At 53.8% G+C, this 20,078-nt stretch carries 14 protein-coding genes and 6 pseudogenes; 11 read left to right on the top strand and 9 right to left on the bottom strand.

Going from position 1 to position 20,078, the window contains the following annotated elements:
- From OU993_RS28720 to OU993_RS28990, 7 genes and pseudogenes are all read left to right on the top strand, one after another.
- Window positions 1–219, top strand: a pseudogene (locus OU993_RS28720) (hypothetical protein); the annotation flags it as partial.
- Window positions 126–745 (top strand): annotated as a pseudogene (locus tag OU993_RS28715) (IS630 family transposase); the annotation flags it as partial. The pseudogenes OU993_RS28720 and OU993_RS28715, both read left to right, overlap by 94 nt.
- 827 nt (window positions 746–1,572) lie before the next feature.
- Window positions 1,573–3,072, top strand: a complete 1,500-nt coding sequence (gene istA / locus OU993_RS28710) for an IS21 family transposase (protein WP_268154920.1) — start codon at window positions 1,573–1,575, stop codon at window positions 3,070–3,072.
- Window positions 3,065–3,838, top strand: a complete 774-nt coding sequence (istB, locus tag OU993_RS28705) for an IS21-like element helper ATPase IstB (protein WP_268154921.1) — start codon at window positions 3,065–3,067, stop codon at window positions 3,836–3,838. The genes istA and istB overlap by 8 nt, the downstream gene beginning before the upstream one ends.
- Entirely contained in the window at window positions 3,835–4,032 is a 198-nt protein-coding gene (locus OU993_RS28700) for a hypothetical protein (protein WP_268155107.1), read from the top strand. The genes istB and OU993_RS28700 overlap by 4 nt, the downstream gene beginning before the upstream one ends.
- Window positions 4,033–4,114: 82 nt before the next feature.
- Window positions 4,115–4,543: pseudogene (locus tag OU993_RS28695) on the top strand (IS630 family transposase); the annotation flags it as partial.
- A gap of 13 nt (window positions 4,544–4,556) precedes the next feature.
- Window positions 4,557–4,796, top strand: a pseudogene (locus tag OU993_RS28990) (hypothetical protein); the annotation flags it as partial.
- A 12-nt stretch (window positions 4,797–4,808) separates the two neighbouring features.
- On the opposite strand, the pseudogene tnpC reads toward OU993_RS28990, so the two are convergent.
- The 3 genes and pseudogenes from tnpC to tnpA form a co-directional block, all read right to left on the bottom strand.
- Window positions 4,809–6,194, bottom strand: a pseudogene (tnpC, locus tag OU993_RS28685) (IS66 family transposase); the annotation flags it as partial.
- 69 nt (window positions 6,195–6,263) lie between these two features.
- Window positions 6,264–6,617: an IS66 family insertion sequence element accessory protein TnpB gene (gene tnpB, locus OU993_RS28680; RefSeq protein ID WP_024707692.1), complete on the bottom strand. Its 354-nt coding sequence runs from the start codon at window positions 6,615–6,617 to the stop codon at window positions 6,264–6,266.
- Window positions 6,614–7,003 (bottom strand): IS66-like element accessory protein TnpA, encoded by a 390-nt coding sequence (tnpA, locus tag OU993_RS28675; RefSeq protein ID WP_268162641.1) that lies wholly within the window; start codon window positions 7,001–7,003, stop codon window positions 6,614–6,616. The genes tnpB and tnpA overlap by 4 nt, the downstream gene beginning before the upstream one ends.
- A gap of 86 nt (window positions 7,004–7,089) precedes the next feature.
- Here tnpA and OU993_RS28670 point away from each other — a divergent pair.
- A pseudogene (locus OU993_RS28670) lies at window positions 7,090–7,206 on the top strand (IS630 family transposase); the annotation flags it as partial.
- 245 nt (window positions 7,207–7,451) lie between these two features.
- On the opposite strand, the gene OU993_RS28665 reads toward OU993_RS28670, so the two are convergent.
- The 4 genes from OU993_RS28665 to OU993_RS28650 all read right to left on the bottom strand — a co-directional run bounded on the left by OU993_RS28665 (window position 7,452) and on the right by OU993_RS28650 (window position 12,332).
- Window positions 7,452–8,600, bottom strand: coding sequence for a glycosyltransferase (locus OU993_RS28665; RefSeq protein WP_268162640.1), 1,149 nt, complete (start codon window positions 8,598–8,600; stop codon window positions 7,452–7,454).
- Window positions 8,601–8,813: 213 nt separating this feature from the next.
- Window positions 8,814–11,012 (bottom strand): glycosyltransferase, encoded by a 2,199-nt coding sequence (locus OU993_RS28660; protein WP_268162639.1) that lies wholly within the window; start codon window positions 11,010–11,012, stop codon window positions 8,814–8,816.
- A complete protein-coding gene (locus OU993_RS28655) occupies window positions 11,002–11,742 on the bottom strand; it encodes a tetratricopeptide repeat protein (protein ID WP_268162638.1) in 741 nt (246 codons plus the stop codon). The genes OU993_RS28660 and OU993_RS28655 overlap by 11 nt, the downstream gene beginning before the upstream one ends.
- Window positions 11,700–12,332: a class I SAM-dependent methyltransferase gene (locus tag OU993_RS28650; RefSeq protein WP_268162637.1), complete on the bottom strand. Its 633-nt coding sequence runs from the start codon at window positions 12,330–12,332 to the stop codon at window positions 11,700–11,702. The genes OU993_RS28655 and OU993_RS28650 overlap by 43 nt, the downstream gene beginning before the upstream one ends.
- A gap of 578 nt (window positions 12,333–12,910) precedes the next feature.
- Here OU993_RS28650 and OU993_RS28645 point away from each other — a divergent pair.
- Genes OU993_RS28645 through OU993_RS28635 form a run of 3 tightly spaced genes read left to right on the top strand, consistent with a single transcriptional unit; the run spans window position 12,911 to window position 15,547 of the window.
- On the top strand, window positions 12,911–13,825 hold the full coding sequence (locus OU993_RS28645; protein ID WP_268162636.1) for a sulfotransferase family 2 domain-containing protein: 915 nt from the start codon (window positions 12,911–12,913) through the stop codon (window positions 13,823–13,825).
- A 24-nt stretch (window positions 13,826–13,849) separates the two neighbouring features.
- On the top strand, window positions 13,850–14,800 hold the full coding sequence (locus OU993_RS28640) for an FkbM family methyltransferase (RefSeq protein WP_268162635.1): 951 nt from the start codon (window positions 13,850–13,852) through the stop codon (window positions 14,798–14,800).
- Between the two features lie 3 nt (window positions 14,801–14,803).
- Window positions 14,804–15,547: a hypothetical protein gene (locus OU993_RS28635; RefSeq protein ID WP_268162634.1), complete on the top strand. Its 744-nt coding sequence runs from the start codon at window positions 14,804–14,806 to the stop codon at window positions 15,545–15,547.
- Window positions 15,548–15,691: 144 nt separating this feature from the next.
- Here the strand turns inward: OU993_RS28635 and OU993_RS28630 are convergent, their stop codons facing one another.
- Together OU993_RS28630 and OU993_RS28625 are read right to left on the bottom strand one after the other, a co-directional pair.
- Window positions 15,692–17,431: a hypothetical protein gene (locus OU993_RS28630; protein WP_268162633.1), complete on the bottom strand. Its 1,740-nt coding sequence runs from the start codon at window positions 17,429–17,431 to the stop codon at window positions 15,692–15,694.
- 5 nt (window positions 17,432–17,436) lie between these two features.
- Window positions 17,437–20,073 carry a hypothetical protein gene (locus tag OU993_RS28625; protein ID WP_268162632.1) on the bottom strand — a complete coding sequence of 879 codons (2,637 nt, stop codon included), beginning with the start codon at window positions 20,071–20,073 and terminating at the stop codon, window positions 17,437–17,439.
- Window positions 20,074–20,078 lie beyond the last annotated feature (5 nt).

The raw sequence follows: 20,078 nt of genomic DNA, 5'->3' as shown, positions 1-20,078 counted from the left end.
ACGCAAATCAGAAAGAATCAGATAGTACGTCGTCTTTCTGATGCCGACTCTTTGGGCTTCCCAAAGCGCGATGAATCTGAATCTCTGGTGCAAATCGGAGGTTTCGGATGCGAGCTGGAATTTCATTGCGTGGGGATTTTGATGCTGAAGGTCTTCGGCGTTTGGCTCGACAAAGCAAACATGCGGCCCAGGCGCGTCGATTGCTGGCGCTTGCGCTGATCTATGACGGCGGCTCGCGCTCGGATGCGGCGCGCCTGGGCAATGTCACGCTGCAGATCGTGCGGGACTGGGTCCTGCGTTTCAACGAACGTGGTCCTGATGGGCTGATCGACGGCAAGGCTCCAGGCCCCAAGTCACTGCTGAACGATCAGCAGCGCGCGGCCCTTGCAAAAGCCATCGAAGTGGGACCGACGCCTTATCTTGACGGTGTCGTCCGATGGCGTCTGTGCGATCTGGCTCAGTGGCTCTGGGAAGAGTTTCGTGTCTCGGTGAGCGAACAGACACTGAGCCGGGAGGTGCGCGCCATGGGTTACCGCAAGCTCGCTGCCCGCCCGAAGCATCATGCGCAGGACCCTCAAGCCATTGAGGATTTTAAAAAAGCTTCCCCGCCGCAGTGGCAGAGATCGCAGGCGGGGCCGCTCAAGGGAAACGAATAGAAATCTGGTACCAGGATGAGGCCCGGATTGGTCAAAAGAACAAGATCACCCGCCGCTGGGCAAAGCGGGGATCAAGGCCATCCGCACCACATGTCGGTGGCTGTTGAGAACCGCGCATATTTGGTGCCGAGACGGGATTACGGCGAATCTGGACGCGGCGGACAGGGCCCTGAGATTATTGCAAAGGTTTTGATGGGGGAGATGAGCGCGGGATGTGGCGTCAGGAGCCCGGAGGGCGACTGAGGCACATCCCGCGCTGCGTCCGTCAATGATAGACTGGCGGAGCGCCGCAAACAGACATCGACCAAAGCTACCAGGCCAATTCGATGTCCAATCCCTCAGGCATCTGTGAGATGACGTGGCTGTCATCACGCAGGACTGCCGACTGGTTCACGGTGAGCGTCATTATAATGGTATTGGCGCATTCCGTCGAGCTTCTCCGATCAATCCCGACGGCGCTTCGAAAGGTGCGCCGCCGCGATGCAAACTGCTCGTTTCTTCCTCTGCGGGCGGTGTCGCGCGCAGGTTCTGCTTTGCCGCCATTGCGATCGGGGTCAGCGCTATTGCGGTTCTGCCTGCGCCCATGCGGCGCGCCGTGACAGCCTGCGGGCAGCCGGACGGCGCTACCAGAGCACCCGGCCGGGGCGCTTTGCCCATGCCGATCGCTCCCGCCGATATCGGCAGGCTCGCAAAAACGTGACGCATCACTCTCCACCCGTCGTTCCAGAGGGTTCACGACTGAAGGCGTCCACAAACGGCGGCATCGTTGCACCGGGCGATGGCACCGCTGGCGTGGTGTCATCGATCGAGCCGTGGTGCCGGCGCTGCGGCAGCTCTGTGCCGCTGTTCTTTCGCCGCGGCTTCGTGCGTCGCCGGGGGACACACGTGCGTCCATTCGACCATGGAGATCGAACCGATGACCATATCTGCCGAGAAGGAAGCGATGATCCTGCGCCTGTACCACGTTGAGAAGTGGCGCTGCGGCACGATCGCCAAGCAATTGCATTGCCATCACACCACCGTCTTCAGGGTCCTGAAGGACGCGGGCTTGCCTCGACACAGGCCGGTGATCCGCCCCGCCGAGATCGACCTGTACCTGCCGTTTATCCAGCAGACGCTGACCAAATATCCTGACCTGACGTCCAGCCGCCTTTACGGGATGGTGCAGGAGCGCGGCTATAAGGGATCGCCCGACCACTTCCGGCACATGGTGGCGCTGCACCGACCACGGAAGGCGGCGGAAGCTTATCTACGACTACGCACCCTGCCGGGTGAGCAGGGCCAGGTCGACTGGGGTCATTTTGGCCACATCGAGATCGGCAGGGCCCGCCGCCCGCTGATGGCCTTCGTCATGGTGCTATCCTACTCGCGCGACATCTATCTGCGCTTCTTCCTTGATGCCCGCATGGAAAACTTCCTGCGCGGCCATGTCGGCGCATTCAACGACTGGAACAGCCTTCCCAGAGTGCTGCTCTACGACAATCTGAAGTCCGCCGTCCTTGAACGGCAGGGCGATGCCATCCGCTTCCATCCGACATTGTTGGCCTTCGCGGCTCATTATCGCTTCGAACCCCGTCCTGTCGCGGTAGCACGGGGCAACGAGAAAGGCCGTGTCGAGCGCGCCATTCGCCACATCCGGGAAGCCTTCTTCATCGCCCGCACCTTCAAGGACCTCGACGATCTCAATGCCCAGGCCGAACACTGGTGCCGGACCCAGGCTGCCGACAGGCCATGCCCGGAGGACCGGGCAATGACGGTGCGTGAGGCGTTCTCAAAAGAACAGCCCATGCTTCTGCCCTTGCCGGCCAATCCCTATCCCGTCGAGGAGCAGGTGGCCGTGAAGGTTGGCAAGACACCCTACGTGCGCTTCGATCTGAACGATTACTCGGTCCCTCATACGCATGTCCAACGAACACTCACCGTTCGCGCCGATCTCGTCCAGGTCAGGATATTCGACGCCGCCACGATGATCGCCAGCCACCGTCGCAGCTTCGATAGGGGCCAGCAGATCGAGGATCCTCAGCACCTGAAGGCACTCGTCGCCGTCAAGCGCGAGGCACGCCAGCATCGCGGCCTCAATAGCCTGACGCGGGCCGTGCCGGCTTGTCAGAAGCTGATGATGCATGCCGCAGAACGTGGCGCCAATATCGGCGCAATCACCAACGCCATGCTGACGTTGCTCGACCTCTACGGCGCCCAGGAACTCCAGGCGGCCGTCGAAGACGCTTTGCGCGCCGGCGCCTCGCATTCCAAGGCGGTTCGATCAGTGCTCGAACGCCGCCGGATTGCGCGGGGCGCTCCGCCCCCGGTCGAAACCAGGCTGCCCGAGCATGTCCGCAAGAAGGACACGACTGTCATTCCCCACAAGCTCGACCGTTACGATCAACTCACATTGAAAGGAAACGACGATGAATAAGATCGACACCCTGTTCAATCGCGCCAGACAATTGCGCCTTTATGGCCTGACGGCCCATTGGGACGAGATCGCCACACAGGACTGGGTGCCGACCGTGATCCGGTGGGAAGAAGACGAGCGCTCCGACCGCTCGCTGCTGCGACGCATGCGCACCGCCAGGCTCGGCCACTTCAAGCAAATGGCCGACTATGACTGGAAGTGGCCGCGCCGCATCGACCGCGCCACCGTCGAGGAACTGATGACGCTGGCATTCATGAAGGATGCCACCAACATCGTCTTCATCGGTCCGAACGGCGTCGGCAAATCGACGCTCGCCCTCAACATCGCCTACCAGGCACTCATCCGGGGCCATTCGGTCCTGTTCCGCACCGCCAGCGAAATGCTCGGCGAACTCGCCGCCATCGACAGCGATTCCCTGCTGCGCCGCAAGCTTCAGTACTATGCTTCCCATGACGTCCTGCTGATCGACGAGATCGGCTACCTATCCTATTCCAACCGCCATGCCGATCTGCTCTTCGAGCTCATCAGCCGCCGATACGAGAAACGCTCGACCATCGTCACCACCAATAAACCCTTTGCGCAATGGTCGGAGGTCTTTCCGAACGCCGCGTGCGTCGTCAGCCTGGTCGATCGTCTCGTCCACCACTGCGAAGTCGTCGCGATCGAAGGAGATTCCTATCGCTTCAAGGAAGCCAACGAGCGCTCCATAGCCCAGCGTCAGCAACGCGCCAGTCACCAATCCGGCGAAACAGAGCCCGCATCATGACCGAAAAGACGCACCACTCTTCAGGTCTCAAGCGTGGCCTGCCAATCCTCATCAGTGCCGAATGGACCCCCGAGCAGGCATGGGCCGTCTTCGAACTCCTCGATGATCTGCGCGACGCCATCTGGAACCATTACGCCCCTGACATCCAGCACATGGTCCAAAACCAACAAGCTTCCGACGATAATCAAGATTAGCAACACTGAAGGCGGCTTCTTCAGCCGCTTTCAAAGTTCTCAATCCTCGGCACCATTTATCCGCGCTTTTGGACAGCCGCCAACACCACACGACCAGCGAACCCGCTCGGCCTACATCTTCGGTGCCATCTACCCCAAGCTGGGCAAAGCGGCGGCGTTGGTCATGCCATGGTGCGACACCCACGCCATGACCCAGCACCTGGCTGAAATCTCCCGACACGTGGCCGATGATGCGCATGCCATCCTCATCATGGACTAGGCGGGATGACACATGTCGAACCACCTTGTCGTGCCCACCAACATCTCGATCTTGCCACTGCCGCCGAAGTCGCCGGAGCTCAACCCGGTTGAGAACCTCTGGCTCTTCATGCGCGAGAACTGGCTCTCCAACCGCGTCTTCAAATCCTACGACGATATTGTCGCTCACTGCTGCGATGCTTGGCGAAAGCTCGAAAGCCAGCCTTGGCGCATCATGTCCATAGGGCGTAGAGAATGGGCAAATGGGTTCTAGTCAGTGAGGATGCGTAGAACTCATCCAGGAGGTAGCCAGCAACTCCGACAACATCGACTATGGTGAGATGATCCATGCCCATGACGGCAGCGAAGAGGGCATCACGACCTTCACCGACCGGGGCATCGAAAGCTTGAAGGAGTTCCTCGCCGATATCCGCACCTGGGAAGGAGGCGTTCGGCAGTTCCTTGTCGACGAGCAATGCGATCGCGAAAAGATCGAACGCATCACGGCAGACGAGCCGAAATCATAAGTGCCGCGGCCTTCGCCGGATGGATACAATCGGTCGGATGGTCCGCTCGACCGTATTGCTGTCTATCTCGATGCGGCCGTCAGTCAGGAAGAGCTTCAGGCCATCCCAGTATTTGGCGATGTAGGCCAAGGCCTCGCCGAGTGGCGACTTTGCCGCGACACGGGCGCGGTGATGGACGAGCCAGCTATGCAGGTTTGCGACCAGTGGCGCTGATCGCTCTTGCCGTCCAGCGAGACGAGCCTCGGGATCAAGGCCGCGCAGTTCGGCTTCAATACGATACAGCTCGCCGATCCGCTTGACGCCATCCTCGGCAATCGGCGCTGAGCCGTTGCGGGTGATCTCCACCAGCTTGCGCCGGGCATGCGCCCAGCAATATGCAAGCTGAATGTCTGGACCGACGCGCTCAGGTGCGATCAGCCTGTTGTATCCCGTATAGCCATCGACCTGCAAAATGCCGGAGAAGCCCTGCAGTATCCGTTCGGCATGAATGCCACCGCGACCGGGCGCATAGGTGAAGGCGACACCCGGCGGAGCGCCACCGCCCCATGGGCGATCATCACGCGCCAGCGCCCAGAAGTATCCGGTCTTGGTCTTGCGGGAACCCGGATCGAGGACCGGAGCACGGGTCTCGTCCATGAACAGCTTGGTCGAGCGCTTCAGGTCGGCGATCAACGCATCGAAGACGGGCCGCAGTTCGTAGGCTGCCCGACCGACCCAATCGGCCAGCGTGGAACGGTCGAGATCGATGCCTTGGCGGCTCATGATCTGTGCCTGCCGATAGAGCGGCAGGTGATCGGCATACTTGGAGACCAGCACATGGGCGATGGTCGCTTCTGTCGGGAGCCCTGCCTGGATCAGCCGTGCTGGTGCCGGAGCCTGAACGACGCCGTCTGTGCAGGCACGGCACGCATATTTGGGGCGACGGGTGACGATCACGCGGAACTGTGCCGGAATCACGTCCAGCCGCTCGGAAACATCCTCGCCAATGCAATGCAGGCAACCGCCGCAGGTGCTGACTAGGCTTTCCGGCTCGATCACCTCTTCGACACGTGGAAGATGCTTTGGAAGGGAGCCGCGATTGGTAGCGCGTGGCTTGGCACTCCTGCGTTCTGGAACGTCCGCCTCATCCTCAGCATGGATCACGGCCATAGCCGTCTCCAGGTCTTCCAGCGCCAAGTCGAATTGGTCAGGATCGGTCTTCTCGGATTTGCGTCCGAAGGCTGCCTGCTTGAATGCTGCGACCAGCTTCTCAAGCCGTTCGATCCGCTCATCCTTGCGAGCGATATGTTCGTCCTTGCTGGCTATCGCGACATCCTTGGCCGCCTCGCTTAGCCGCGCTGCGATCAGCATCGCCTTTAGAGCGGCAACATCATCGGGAAGGTCGGCGGCATCGAGCATGGCCGGAAGCTACCAAATCCCGCGCCGATTTGCCCTCGGAATCTGCCGTGCTGAGTCATCGTGCCGCAGCTATTCGATGGCCTCCGGCGTTCTCGTCTGGACGGCATGAACCCGCCGCCAGTCGAGGCCCGCAAAGAGGGCTTCGAACTGAGCGTGTGTGAGTGTCATCAAGCCATCCTTAATGCCAGGCCAAGTGAATGTGTGCTCTTCAAGCCGTTTGTAGGCCATGACGATTCCGGAGCCATCCCAGTAGATCAGCTTCAACCGGTCCGCCTTGCGCGACCGGAAGACAAAGACCGTTCCCGTAAACGGGTCCTTATGCAACTCGTTCTTCACCAAGGCCGCCAAGCCGTCATGACCCTTGCGGAAGTCGACAGGTTTGGTCGCCACCATGATCCGTACGCGGTTCGACGGAAAGATCATGTCGCTGCCGCCAAGGCGCGGGCGATGGCTGCGATCCGGCTCGCAGATGCGCCTTCCTCAAGACGGATCGTAACTGGCCCCACGACAATCTCGGCGCGGGAAGCGACCTTGACGGTCTGTGGCTCCGGCGCTGGAGCATCAACAACGATGGCCGCAAACTCGACTGCGTCGTCAGGCTCAGGCAACACTAGCTTGCCCTGCCGCGCAAGGGTTCTCCACGATGACAGGTGGTTGGCCTTCAGCCCGTAGCGTTCGGCCACTTCATTCACCGCTACGCCTGGTCTCAAACTCTCCGAAACGATCCGTGCCTTGACCTCGTCAGGCCAATGGCGGTGCGCCTCACGCCTACTCCGCCGCGTTGTGAGAACCTCCAACGTAGACTCCATGGAGAAACTCCTTGTCCCTCATCCATGGAATGTTCGATCCCAGATCACGCAGCGACAGACAATGTGGGAGCAGAACAGCGGTTACCATCTTCAAATCCTACGACGACATTGTCGCTCACTGCTGCGATGCCTGGCGAAAGCTCGAAAGCCAGCCTTGGCGCATCATGTCCATAGGGCGCAGACAATGGGCAAATGGGTTCTAGTCAGTGAGGATACGTATTATCCCCGCTGTCCAAATTTCCCGAGCCAGCTCTTTGGCATCCATCCTGTTGGCAACGCCAAAACCCAGCATTGCCCCCATCATGGCTGTCAATCGGCAACCCGCCCAAATGCTCTTCCGGCTATCGCCGCAGGAGAAACGGAAACTTCGAACGACTGCTCATCCCCATATTCAAGCAGTTGTCACCCGCGCTGACTGCCAATAGCCGTAAGCACAAACCGGCCTCATCTACAACGTGGCGTGTTTGTTGCACGCACGATTGACCGCGGTCTTTATACCGTCATCTATACGCCGGTGAAAATTCTTCAAATCGTACTGATTGACATGAGTGTTTACCCGCAATTGGTAGTCCTGTAATGTAATTTTCTCGCCGTTGACATACACCGCAGATGTACTGATTGACCGCTTTTCCCGGAACCAGTCTACCATCCGGGCGATGGTCTTCGAAAGAGCGGCAATATCACCGGGGGGTTCCAACGCGCCAACACCGGCAATGATATTGGGGATGTTACCTGATGCGTAGGCTATCGGAAATAAGCCGCCGATAAGCGCCTCTGCCAACGGCACGCAAAAGCCCTCATGGTACGAAGGAATAACCATGAGGTGAGAGTCGGCGTAGAAGTTCGCGAGGTCGGCATCCGACGCTTCACCCACGAACGTGCACACATCCTGTAGTTCGTATTCGGCAATTTTCTGTTTAAGATATTGAATGTATCCGGCATCTGAATATGCGGTAGCACCCACAAGACGGATCTGAATTTTGGAGCGATTGGGCATGCGATAAATGGCCTCGATCAGGTCAATCACGCCTTTCGACTTAACGAAGCGCCCAACATAAAGTATATTGATAATATCATCGCCAGTCTTATCGCTGATGCGCCCTGCGCGAATGGCCGACTTCACGAAGAGGGGACTGACAGAGATCCTCGGTTTGGTAATGCCTGCGTGAAGCAGATCGTCACGGTTGAATGGGCTATCGGCCCATATTTCGTCCGCCTCATCGAGAAGGGTCAATTGCTCTCGAGAGGCAGCTATGAGGTGATGTATGGAGGGATCAACGAACTCCTTCGGCGTGATATTGTGATATCGGACGATTCGCACCATGTCCTTGGTGCCGCCGAGCAAAACATTGAGGAGCGGTGTGTAGAAGCCGAAATGTATGAGAACGATGTCCGTTTCCAAAAAGAAATGATCAGATAATATTTCCGAGGCACCGTTTACGACACAAGTATTAACATCGGGGGCATCCGAGTAAAATGTGTACAGTTGATACTCATAATTACCATGATGTTCGATAGCCCGACATGTCTCATGCACAGCTTCGCCAATCGCATCGCGTGCTCTACAAGCTGCATTGATGATCGATACCTTTATCATGTCGCTACTTCCAATGACGAGACATAACTCTGACCGGAAATTAATCTTCCAGGGAGGCGGATGTTTCTTGATACTGTCAAAATAATGTCCCGCGCACAAAAACTCTATGGGGCAAAATTCACGTATTTCCGTCAATGGATATGTATATATGTGCCGAATTTGACGGAAAGCATGTTTATACATTAAAATTATAGAGCATATATATCAGAAATTTTATTCAATTTCTATATCACTCAATTGTCTAAAAATTTCTTCCCGATTTCTTACAACCGCACTGATCTCATATGTTTGTTCAAATTTTTTTCGGCCGTTATTCCCAAGCTCAATACGTTTTTTCTCGTCCGTTACGAGTAAAAGCAGCGCCTCCGTCAGTGCATTCACGCCGAAGTCTACGGATAAACCTGTTATCCCATCCTCCACGATTTCGCCAAGTCCACCAATTCGTGATGCCACGACCGGCTTTGCGAAAGCCATCCCCTCCACTGCCATAAGTCCGAAACTTTCGAACCTCGAAGGCGCCGCGACAATGTCGCAGTGCGCATACAGCCAGAAAAGCTCGCTGTCCGTCACCGGCCCCAGGAAGTGAAAATGATGCCTGAGTTGCACTGGAATTAACGCCTGGCAGTGAGCCAGTTCGGTTGAACCGTCCGGCCTCATCTGACTGCCGTCACCCGCAAACCAAAATTGAAGGTCGGACCTGATCTTTAGAAGTGAAATTGCAGATCGAATAAGCACTTCCGGTGCCTTTCGCTCCTCCAGGCGCCCGACAAACAGAACGCAAATACCAGTGACGTCCACATTTGGCGGGGCCGTTTTCGGATAACCAACGGGATCTGCAATACCATGCGGGCAAAGATAAATGGGAATCTGCGGTCCAGGCTCGTAGCGCGTTAGCAATTCGTTCTGAATTGCGCGGCTAGCACAGATCAGCCCTGTCGCATTCTGAAATGTGATCTCTTCCGCCTCTAGGATTGGCAAGCCGTATTGCAGCATCCAAGTCTGGTCATCTCGAAGTTCTGGATGACCATCGAGAAAATGCGACATGGTCGTCACGACGTTCACGGCAACAGGAAAAATGCCGGCCGTTATGATGCCAACGGACTCAGCATCCCAAGACGGCGCCTCAATCGCCGTAATTTTGTGCAATCCGTCAATTCTTGCAACCTCATCACTATAACGCGCCGCCCTTTGCCATAAGGCACGGGGCAGTCGCCCATCGATGTTGATCGAATGAACGGCTTTCTCCATATCGAGGCGATGAACCCAGATGCCGTCTTCAAAATCAACGCGATCAAATTCGGCCCCGGTTGTCAGCACGTGAACATGATGACCGCGGTCTGCCAAACCTCGTGCAATCTCTCCGACGTAACGTGAGACCCCGTTTGCAGGGTGAGGAGCGAACGACTGGGACAAAAAAACGAAAACTTTTCGATCGGGACGCACTTGAGGAAACGGCAGAAAGGCATCCGGAGAAGGGTCAGAAAACAACCGATACTTCGGCTGGATCTTCGCTGCGAGCGCCATTCCAGTCATCCAGGCGCGCCGTACATCGTCCAGAAAATCGGCGAGCTTCGTATCGCTCAATCGCCCTGCAGCATGATGATTGCGAAGATCATTTTCGATGTAAGCGATAAATTCGACGCATTCCCTACTGATCTCCACAAGCCCATGGTAAGCAACTGAATGCTTAAAGCAGAAATATATCTTATTTTTGACCAGCGGATATGGATTGGTCACCCGATTTTCGTCGCGCAAATGACTAGGGGCAAACTTGTGATGGATTCGCCCGCGAGTGACATGCTTGATCAACCAGCCAGCATCATGCAGGCGAACGCATAAATCTGTCTCATCCAGATAGTACTCAAACTCCTCATCAAAACCACCAATCTCGATAAGGGCTTGACGGCGAAAAGCGGAATTCGTCCCAGTTAGGTGAGGAACCCGATAGGTAAAAGGATAGTCTAAGTCGCTTTCCGGTTCGGTGCGGCCAAGATCTGCTCGCCCGAGTCGGTCAACAACGACAAACTGATGCTGGACCTTGGCGCCCGTATTGTCGAGTACGATGCCTCCGCTTGCGCCGACACGTCGATCCTGAAAGGCTTCAACTAGGTCATCCAACCATTCCGGCTCGGGGATTGCATCGTCATCGATAAATGCCACGATGTCGCCAGCGGCCATTTCTATGCCAATATTGCGAGATACGCTCAGATTATTGACATCGCAGATCCCCATTTTGATTGGAATGGGCCAAGTTTCGACTGCCTCACGTGTTCCGTCAGCAATCGGTCCACAGACAACGCATACCTCGAAATTTGAATATCCAACGAACCTCAGACTCTTAAGGGTGCGTAAAAGAGAATTTCTACGGCCATTTGTATTTATGACAATCGAGACAGAGGGCTCAAACTTCATCGGCGTTTCTAATTTCGAATGACTGCAAACGTCGTCGCAAATCTTCAATATCACGCATGAGCTGGGGCGTTGTTCTGTTGGTTGAGGTTAACTCTGCCAATTGGCCAAGGAGACTTTCCGACGTGGCAATAAACATATCATACGGCGAAGCCGCTGCTGCAATAGGCAACATTTTTTTGATGCCTGTGATCTCAAAACTGAGTGCCTTGACTGTAGATACATGAGACAAGATGTATTCGATCTGTTTGCCGAAACTCGCGAGCCTATCTTCCAGAGCTGACTGATCCATTGCATGACGTGCTTGTTTTGCAAGCGCATCGTTTTTGAGAGCGGCTAGTTCTCGGTCAGCATCCTCGTTGTGATCGATGGAATGCGAGCGTTCGTAGCTCTCCTGCGCCAACTCCATTCGACCCATAATCTTCAGAAGGTGTCCAAGCTGCAAATGCGCATCGCTGTTGCCCGGTTCCAGCGCGACAGCCTTGCTATAAGCTGCATTTGCAGCCCCGTATTGCCCTGATTCTTTAAGTGCGTGCCCATACTGTATCCAAATACCGGCAGCGTTCGCCTTATAATTGAGAAAGCGGCGATAGAAATAGGCGGCACGCTCCCAATCCCGAGCGTCACGGGCCGTATCTGCTTTTCTCAAAAGAGTGGACGATGGATAAAACCGGGCGAAAAGCGCCATCGTCATCCCTCCGACTTTTGAAGGAACAATGATAGGGATGTCCATATCACCGTTCCATCCGTGAGAACGATGTGGGGACTTTTGTTGGCGTGCTTTGGCTCTCTTAAATCACAAGGGTAATCAAATAGGCTTTTTTGGACTTGTAGATCGATGTCCCCACCTACAAGTTTAAGATTGCTGTGTTTCAGGAAAATATTATCAATTTCTTCCGGTCTAAAATATTCTGGATGCTTCGCATCATTTAAGATTATCTCGGTAACAATGCAGGCAATGCCTCCCGGCTTTAAAACTCTCGCCATCTCCCGAACTGCTGATCTCTGATCAGCACGTGAGCCAAAATGCTGGATTGACGAGAGACAAAAGGCGGCATGAAAGCTATTATTTTCAAACCTTAGGTCAACCGGTGACATACGCTCGACATGCAGTCGATCTTCGGCATAGGGAAAGGGAGCAAACTGTGCAGGTTTCGTCAGCATTTGCGCTGTGCCTTCACCGTCAGCCTCGTCGTATAAATCGGTCGCCCAAATTTCCTTGCAAAGATTGGCATAATAAAAAAGCAGACGATCGTTTCCTGCACCCGTAGCCAGAATGGATGACTTATCATCAAGTGACAGGAACTGGTTGAGGCCGAGCACGCATGTCGCATATTCCCAGGACTTTCTATGAAGTCCGTGTGAATCCCTGAGTTCCCCGATAATCTTCGATAGGCTTCCCCAAATCTCCCAGTCAAACGTAGACGGTACGCGATTGAGTGAGTTCCGGTCCGACGAACGTAGGATGTTATCCGGGACAATCGAGACTTGCGGCGGCATTTATAGACCTCGTGCATGGATTGCAGGCAAAGAAACGTCGGCACGACCATTGCCGTGCATCTACCCATCGGCAGCAAGGTACAACAATCACGCCTGTTACTTGTCGTGCAGTATGGACGAGACATCCGCGGATGCGCAAGTGCACTCATGGTTCTACGGGTGAGGAGACTGCCCAAGATTGTCGTGTCCGGGACACCGAAATCGAAAGCTTCCGCATGAAAGTCGGCTCGGCTGTGAGCGGCATGAAAAGAGTGGAAAAAGACCAGCCCATTGACGGGATGGTGATCGGAAAGTCATATTCGAAACTGGCTCAATTCTGGGTGAAAATGCTGACTCGGTACTGCATGTAAACCAACATATAGGGGCAGTGTGAACCTGCTCTCGCATACTGGAGAATTTTCGTGCAGCAGGCGCATTTCGAATACACACAGAACGTGCGTATGATTTTTCGTCATTGTATTGGACGTTGGCCGAGTTCCAGCGAGCTCCGATGCCTCATCGGGATGGACCCAGACAAGGCACCCCATCTCGACTTCGTTATCAAGTCAATTGTGTCGAGCCGAGATTATCTGAAGGCGAATTCACATTCACTCGCGTTTAAAAAGCTCTTTTTCTTCGAAATCCCGAAAGCTGCCGGAACGTCCATCATAAATGCAATCCGCATCTCCTGTAACCCTTGGGTCATTGCTCCCGTTCCCGCCAAGACCGTCAGTGGATACGAAACAGGCGATGCGCCGGATGAGTTCAGAGGATACGATGTCTATCTGGGTCGATTTAGCCGCACATTCTATCAAATGATATGTCCAGGTTTTCCGTATATTATTAACTTCCGCAATCCGATCGACCGAGTTTTATCCCTTTACAACCACTTCCGCGACGAAGCGAGTACCGGGCATTCGTGTGCACCTTTGATGGATGCGGCCGATGTTTGTATACAGGCAGCCCGTACATTGAGTTTTTCCGATTTCGTGGCATCGGAACACCCCGACATAAGGGCATGGATTTCTGATTTCCAGTTCCGGCAATTGAGCTTCCAGCCATTGTCCGCGGGCATTGGTGATGCAGCCCTCAATTCCGTTCTAGCGTTCGTGGACAAAGCGCTTGTCTCGTATATCTACGAATATCCCGATATATCAGAGCGGGCATTTCGGCAAACTTTAGGGGTTGCGTCGATTCCTCACGTCAACCCGCGTGCGGGTTATGACGGGACCATTGGCCGCAGCGAGATCGCACTAGAAACGCAAAGCCTGATCAATGCGCTCAACCAGCGTGATTTGCGCATCTATCAACATGCGGTGGACAGAATATTTTCATGAACTTGTTACGGCCTGGAAGTGTCGATGACTGATCAATCCTCTCAATTTGCGTTATCTCCCGAAGAAATAACTAGAATCTTGTTTACCCATCTCCTGGGTCGACAGCCGGAAGCTTCCGTTATGCAGTATATTCCGCAACTCATGCGGGAGCGTGGTGACGTAAGTTTCGCCATAAAGGGGGTGCTGGAAAGTGACGAGTTCAAGCTTCGAAATCCGCGTGAAGCTATGGCGATGAGGGCTTTGTCGCAACTTCAGCGAATGCCGCGTATCGTTGATGTGGGCGCACAGACCCTCGGCGCAGGAAGCCACGCCTATAATGCCTTAATGGAGTTTTGCCCTGTGGAGGTCATCGGTTTTGACCCCTTGCAGGAGCGGCTTGAAGAGCGCCTTGAATCGGAGGGACGAGATAATATTACGCTCCTTCCCTATGCTCTCGGGGACGGCCTGACGCATACCCTCTACGTCAACAACGTAGACGCGACGTCATCGCTCTATCCCCTGTTCAAAGAAGGAAACGACAGATTCCCCCTGTTGGCGCCGTTGGAGACCGTTCGGACCGAGACAGTCGATACAAGACGCTTGGATGCCGTCATTTCTCATCAGCAGGTGGATTTTCTAAAGCTCGATGTTCAAGGCGGCGAATTGCTCGTACTCCAACACGCAACCGAGGTTTTAAAGAAGACTGCCGTCGTCCAGTGCGAAGTCGAGTTTACGCCGATCTACCGGGGGCAGCCTCTGTTCGGAGAGATTGCAACCTTTTTGGCGCAGCACGGCTTTTATTTTCTAGACTTTAACTTTCTTGGTCATTATGCGCACCGGAACGACAGCGGTTTCAGCAACAATGATCGCCTGATGTGGGCCGATGCCGTTTTCCTGCGTGAGAGCGACGATTCGGACATGCGGGCTGCTCAGGCACTGTGTGCGACACTCATTTACAACAAGTTGTCCCTGGCAGCGTATTTGTTGAGGCAATAGTGGATGGCTTCGCAAAGGCTGTTTTTCTTTCACAATCCGAAAGCTGCGGGAAGCTCGATTATTGATTCCATCGGATCGCTATGGCCCCACTTGCATCGGGCGCCGCACATTGCCCACACGATTCAGGAAAATGTGCGTACGGGTGGAGACTACAATCGTTTCAAGGGCTACGACCTGTATATAGGTCACTACAGTCGAGAAGTGTTTGATGCGGTGAACAACGGACATGCGTATATTACAAATTTTCGATATCCAGTAGCGCGAGTCCTTTCACTTTATAACTATTTCCGAAATGGGCCGCCGCCACAAAAACGGTTCACCCAAGACGAGATAATTGATTTTTATTGCGTAGATGCAGCAAAGACCATGGATTTCGGCGAGTTTGCGCGCAGCCGCGATCCCCGCATTTTGATTTATACGAATGACGCCCATTTCCGACAGTTAACCAGTTCGCAATGGGTGTTGGACGCTCCGGCAACAAACATCGATAATGCTTGCGCATTCATCGACGATGCACTTTGCTTTTATGTCTGTGAATATCCGGATCTGTCGGCGGCCTGGTTTCGGGAAAGGCTGGGCTTGACTGAAATTGCAGAAAGAAATGTGACGCGAAACGCATTTGGATACGTGGGAATTGAAGAGGTGGATGATGCAAGCTATGAGGCCATTCTTGAAATTAATCAACGTGATCTGGCCATCTACCGACATGCGGTAAAGCGTTTGCTGGAACGCGGTATATTTACGTGACGCAATGCCCGTTCTGATGGAGCTCTGTCGTAGACGTCAGGCAGGCCATTTCTAGGGGGCGGGAACTGAGGTACGTTGGTCGCGGCATCCCGTATTTCGTATCTGTATTTATATAGGAGAACTAACAGCGAAAAGTACACCGGTCTACTTCTGATGATACGTCAAAGACGTAAGTCTAACTTTCCCTGTCCCGCTGGACAAAACCCTGAATTCTATGCCATTCAGGTCCGTCTCGACCAGCCACTCCAGCACTTCAACCGTCGATACGCAACCTTCCGTCACGGTAATATTCCGTGAGACGTATTCTATCCCAGATGCAGACACATCAATCCGGACAGTGGCAGGGGCATCGGTCGCTTCTATTTCCAACGCGAATAGAGCGGCATACCGACCGGCCTGGATAGACAGGTAAGGTCCGAAAAACAAATAGCCCGATTCACCGACCGATGCTTCCCGGGCATAGCCGCCTGTTCCCGCGTCAGCAACCAAACGCCCCGCCAGGCTGCCGGCTTGCGGATGAGCCAGAACATCGACGGCACCCCACTGCACATCGAGCTCAACCGGCTCGGCATCACGCCACCATGTCAATAGCCTCTCTTTAGTGACAGACGTAACTGGACCATAGGTCTCATCAAGGTGCTGCTCAAGAATATCGTCAGCCGAGACCTTTTCGCCTTCGCTTTCCAGCAAAGCCTTCAGCATGCGACCAGCGATAGCGTGGGTCATCGCCGACAGGGACACCGGCAGCGAAACGGCAGCGCATGAGGGTGCGGTTGAGATGGTCGGAGGACCTATGAGATCTCTCACAGCGGCTTCCAGCTTGGGCGCCACATAGGACGGTCGATATCGTTCGACGACCGCTTCTTGGGCGGACTGCAGTTCGCTGATAAATGACCTGTCCTTTTGGAGCAACCTTCGGCTCTTTTCGTAAGCTTCATCAATGGTCCGGCATTCTCCCGGGCCCTGATTGTTGAAGTACCGCGCGAGTAGAGAACCTCTTAAATATATGACAGGTCCGCCATATACCATCATCTCTATTGGTGGAAGATAACACACTCTTGGATCGCTATATGTATACATGTATCCACTTGAATACATGAACTGGTCTATCACCCCATCGAGCGGCAATGTTCCAAGGACCTGAGGGTCAGCTATAGACTTCGTCTGCACGCCCAGAAAACGGTAATGCGGATGATAAAAATGCTTTTTCAGAAAACGATAGTGAAATCGATGAAATATATTCGCGATATTTGGTGCTGATATGAGAATATAATCATTATTTTCTACCGGACCCCGCCAACATCCTTGATGGTCAAAAGTATCAGATGCAACTGAATATGGCACCACGCGCATCTTTTGCTTCAGCCATTCCCCTTCGAGTTCGGCTGTTTCGATCGCATGTGGCAAGAAGTGAACATTCTTTCTTTCTTCCCAAAGACCTTGCACTCCAAGCCTTTCAAAATCCTCTGAGATTAGGCTTGTCTGACCATACGTACGGAAAAGAACAGGTCCTTCGAACACGCGAAGAAATTCCGAGCACCACCGACCGACGATCGTAACGATCGCAGCATCAAAATAACAATTTAAAATCTCTTCAATTTCACAATCTATAGAATTATAGAAAAAGTTATATTCAGACAGTTTTGAGTATAAATCACTGGGTAATGTGCTGTCTTCCTGGATATGCAGACGTGTTACCGCGCTTTGATCGTCAATATTTGAGAGATAATGTGGTACAAATACCTCATATCCAAGATCACGGAGAATTTTCAATTCCGTTTTGATGAGGATTTTATGTGCGCCTAGCCAAAAAATGCGACGTTTACGCGTTTTTGTATTTTCAACATTTGAATGTAATGTATGGGGACCGTCGGCGATGAACATGGAGGTCAAACTCCTTCGCGTTTCTTGATCACATATAAACCGACGGGCGGTGGCGTGAAGGCAGATGGGTAGATGCACGGAGGACGTGAGGTGATATCCGGCCTCAATTCACAGATAAGCTGGGTGTTTTCTTTCAGCACTTCATCAAATTGTTCAGGAGTGACGGCTTTGAAATCAGTGCTGTCTTCTAAATAGGAGGTCTGGTATTTTTCCGCATGATAACAAAGAAGAAATGCGGTTCCGTTCGGGCTTAATCTCTCTGCAATCTGCGAAAGTCGCAATTTAAGATCAACCGCTCCATTCACGATATCGGACACGAAGACAGTGTCCGAAAGTCCGTCCTTTTCAAGGATCACACCGTCCTTTCGCAGATTGTCTGCAGCATGCAGCGCTTGAGACCCCAGCACGACAACACGAGGATCTCTTTGTTCGCCGATCGCGATGCGGATTGCATCGTAGAGCATCGCCTGCTCGACAGGTGCTTCGCTTTCTGGCGCTTCTGTCGTGCTTTTTTCCCTTGGAGCATCATCGGGTAGATCCACAAGGAAGGACGGATTGGCATCCTTCAAAACCCATCCCTCCCGATTCACAGATCGTCGAAGCGAAATGGATTGCGTTTGTTTGTCTTTCGGAATCAAATCGCGTGCGATATCTTCAATTTCTGCGACAAATCGACCTTCGGCGAGTGCATTAAACAGTGCGATGTGCGCGCCATTGCCCGCCTCCATAAAATAAGGAAGGCGTTGATCCTCGATAAAAGATCCTCCGTTTGGCTGGCCGGGGAATGGCCCGAGACGCGTGAAGACCAGCGGGCGCTCCGTCGTCAGCGCCAGGTCCCTCATGTCGGACAAAACATCCCCGTCGCTGGAACCGTAACGGATGATGTTCAATCCATTCATGGCGAGCGATTGAATTCTCTCCGCTGCAGAGAAGGGAAGTGGTTTGACCTCGATCGTCACCGAACCGCCGATCTGCCGTCTCAGCATACGAAGGCGATCAGACACTTCGCGTTGCTTTCGCGCGTCATACGTGGGGATAAGATATAAAAAGACATGCGCAGCACCTATTTCCCGATCGATCTTTGAAAAAAGCGCGCTCAACTCGCCGGCTTCAAGTTCCCCGTCATAGCCATACAAACCAACACGAACAGGGCCTTGTTGTTTTGCAACAAGTTGAGTGTTGAATGGCGCTATCCCTGGAAGGACGTAGCGAATATCCGCCCCCAAAGTGTCGAGGGGTTGGACAGCGCCTTCAACACGTTCAACGTCCGCAGGTGTAATGAGTATCGTCTTGCATTCTGGATACGCATGCCGAAATCTTGCGATTTCAAGTTTTGCGCGATCTGTCGTCAAGCCGATAAAGCACGCCACATGTGGTCTGAGCCAAAAGCATGTCCGAGCATAGCCCTCGGACGTCTGCGTGGTGCTCTTTATGACCTGAAACCCGGAGGCATCGCTTAACGCAGATACGGCACGCGCAGACAACGTATCGATAGCGTCCCGCTGGATACTCGTCGGGGAGATTAGGAGCATAGTCGGCTTCGCGTTGAACCGCTGCGCGTCACCCCGTCGACTGACGACGTGAACGGCATCTCCGCCAACCTGACGATCCGTCAGTTCAACCATCTTTAGAAACTGAGAGCGAAAGCTTTGCGGACTCCAATCTTTCTGGATGGTTTTGACGATCGGTCCGGACGTTTCGATGGCCTGTCGTAGCGTCGTGCCGGGATACGGACGCATATATTCATGGATGTGGCGGAAGGTTTGATTGCCTGATACCAGCAACGGCCTTCCTGAAGCGACCGCCTGGTCGGTTGTTGCAGCCAATCCCGACTGTTTTCTCGTATACATAAAACAGTTCAGTGTATTTTGACTGCACCACTCCATCAGTTCGTCTTTTGACAGGAAGTCATAAGTGAATTGAACGTCAATGCCGGGCTTTGCGATGTCTCGGCAGATTCTGGCAAGATAACGGGCGTAGTTCTCTCCATGCACGCTCGCCATCGCATCGTCGGCGTAGATGTTTGACGGGATGTTCACGCGCACGAGCGCTCTGTCAAATTCGCGGTTTACGGCGTCCACGACCAGTTCAAAGCCCTTACCGGGTGTTCCGAATCCGAACGATCCGATGACAGGTATCTCGTCGAGGCGATCAAGATTTCCTGGCAACATCTGTTCGATTGGACGCGGAAAGGCGAATACTTCAGGACGATTGTCCCTTACCGAGGGGTCCAGAACGATATAACCGTCGAACCATCCGTAAGGGCAAAACGATAGGCAATCATGCGGCTCGACCTCGAGCACGATTGCATATTTCCTACCTGGAAGTCCGTCCAGTTGCCGCTTTCCCAAAAACGGAGCCATTGTAAAATGATGATAGTTGACGACCGTGAAGTCGTAGCTGCTGGCATCGATTTCAGCGCCGTAGTCGGCGGATATCTTCTTCAGAAAATCCTGCGCGTCCAAATTATGATAATCGTGGCGTTTTATTTCGAGATAATCGATTTTAATCGCCGAATCAGATAGCAGACTACTAAGTACCATATTTCCGCTTTCGTGAATACTGCATTGTTCTTTCGCAGTATTTACGAAAAGGCCGCGGAGTGGGGTTTGCCTGACAGCGTCGGATGCCATAATGTTCATTGTTG

Origin of the sequence: Rhizobium sp. SL86 (assembly GCF_026672545.1) — a bacterium.
Classification (GTDB): domain Bacteria; phylum Pseudomonadota; class Alphaproteobacteria; order Rhizobiales; family Rhizobiaceae; genus Neorhizobium.
Note: the sequence above shows the minus strand (reverse complement) of the source record. Positions and strands in the feature narration are given on the sequence as shown.